We start from the raw sequence: 2,157 nt of genomic DNA, 5'->3' as shown, positions 1-2,157 counted from the left end.
ATATACTTTTCCGGTCTGAAGGAGGTGTGGACTTCGGAGGCGTTGGCATCTGAAATTCGACCGAAAAGACCCCGAGTTCTCTTTATGGATGGTGAGTGATATGACGGCGACGTCGAAGATTCTGATTGCCGACGACAATATTCAGAACTGCGAGCTTCTTGACGCATTTCTCGCCGACGAAAACTATGAAATCGCGATGGCTCACGATGGTCGGGAAACCCTGCAGAAGGTGGAAGAGTTTCAGCCGGACCTGATCCTGCTGGACATCATGATGCCCAAACTGAGCGGTTATGAGGTCTGCAAGCAACTGCGAAGTGAAGCGGCAACCCGGGATATTCCCGTCCTGATGGTCACTGCCCTCGCGGAAATGGGTGATATCGAGCGCGCGGTGCAGGCGGGCGCGGATGATTTTCTCACGAAACCTGTCAACCGTATTGAACTTACGACACGTGTGAAGTCGCTGTTGCGAGTTCGGCACCTCACCAGTCAGAGGGACCGACTTCTGGCCTACCTCGAAGAGGTTGATGCTGTCGCCGTGAAAACGCTGGGTCTCAAATAGCACAGCATTGCCCTCGCAGGATGACGAGAGCGGACCGCAGACTGACAGGCAGAATGTCGCCCCCCTTCAAGATTGATAGAAGACCGAATGAGTAGATCCAACCCGACCGCCGCTTCTGTCAACAAAGGGACGGAATCCACGCAGAATCCCGCTCGAACAGCTTCACACGGCTCGCAGCAGGACGCCGGACGGGAAACGATTGAATCGATCGCGTTTGCATTTGTACTCGCGCTCCTCTTCCGGACATTTGTCGCCGAAGCCTTTGTGATCCCAACCGGGTCGATGGCGCCGACTCTTTTCGGTCGCAATAAAGCTGTCGTCTGTACTGAGTGTCATCAGCACTATGAAGTCGGTGCGAGCGACGAACTTGACGACGATGGCTACCTCGTTCGTCGGATTAGCGAATCCATCTGCCCCAACTGCCGGTATCCCAATTCAATTCGAGATCTCCCTGTTTTCAAGGGAGATCGCATTCTGGTCAATAAGTTCCCTTATCAGATTGCCTCACCGGAACGCTGGGATGTCATCGTCTTCCGGTATCCTGAAGACATGCAGAAAAACTACATCAAACGACTCGTGGGACTTCCTGGCGAGACGATCCGAATTTCTCGCGGTGACGTCTACGCACGCCAGGGAGATCAAGGGGAGTTTCAAATTCTGCGTAAGCAGGATCCGGACAAGCAGAAAGTTCTGCAACTCCTGGTCTACGATGACAGGAATCCCCCCGTCGACTTGCTCGCCAGTGGCTGGCCAGAACGATGGCAGACAATGACCCATGAAGAGATTTCAAATGGACTCGATGGCTGGGTTCGGGCGGAATCCGGCTGGAAGCATGATGCTCAGTCGCGCAGCTTTTCCGTTGAATCGTCTGGTGTAGAAAAGTGGGTCAGGTATCAGCATCTCGTTCCGAGAAAATCGGATTGGGATGATGTGGGAGGACACGAGGATGTCGTGAAGGATCCTCGACCGCAGTTGATCACCGATTTCTGTGGATACAATGCGTTCTCTGGTGGGCGAAGCTCCAACAACGACGATGACCGCTTCTGGGTCGGTGATCTGTCATTGAACTGCACCGTCCACATCACCTCCCTTTCAGACACCACATCCGGTGATTCTCAAGCGGAACTGAGCTTTGAGTTGACCGAAGGCGTTCGTCGTTACGTCTGCCGGATTGATGTAAAAACGGGACAGGCGACCTTGCTTCGCAACGATGACCTGGCAGCCGATTCCCGCGCTGCGAATATCGAAATGGCGTCTGCGCCGACCCCGATTCGCGGGCCTGGACGATACAGCATCACATTCGCGAACGTCGATGATCGGCTTTGCCTTTGGGTCAACAGTTCCTGGCTCAGCAGTGGTTTGATCCCGTTTGGTCCCGGGGCGGAATTTTCCGCTCCCGCAAATCGCAGTCCTCAGGAGTCGGACCTGACTCCCGCTGGTTTCTCTGCGCGGGGTGTGACCGCTCAAGTCTCAGACCTGGTTCTTCAGCGAGATATCTACTATCGGGCAGAAAAAGTCCCCAACGATGCGGGAGACTTTACGATGCACGATCAGGAGCTTTCGGACTCGCTTCAGATCCGCGAGAGCCTGAAGGATCC

Annotated in this window: 2 protein-coding genes; both read left to right on the top strand. The window is 54.5% G+C overall.

Annotation, left to right across the window (positions count from 1 at the left end; all coding sequences use genetic code 11):
• Positions 1-100: 100 nt before the first annotated feature.
• Positions 101-559 carry a response regulator gene (locus VGE80_RS11805; protein ID WP_373650916.1) on the top strand — a complete coding sequence of 153 codons (459 nt, stop codon included), beginning with the start codon at positions 101-103 and terminating at the stop codon, positions 557-559.
• A gap of 87 nt (positions 560-646) precedes the next feature.
• Positions 647-2,157 (top strand): signal peptidase I (gene lepB / locus VGE80_RS11800; RefSeq protein ID WP_440592808.1); only part of this gene is annotated, 1,511 nt, incomplete at its 3' end.

This window comes from Schlesneria sp., from assembly GCF_036405755.1.
GTDB classification, from domain to species: Bacteria; Planctomycetota; Planctomycetia; order Planctomycetales; family Planctomycetaceae; genus Schlesneria; species Schlesneria sphaerica.
This window is presented reverse-complemented; position numbering and strand designations above follow the sequence as displayed.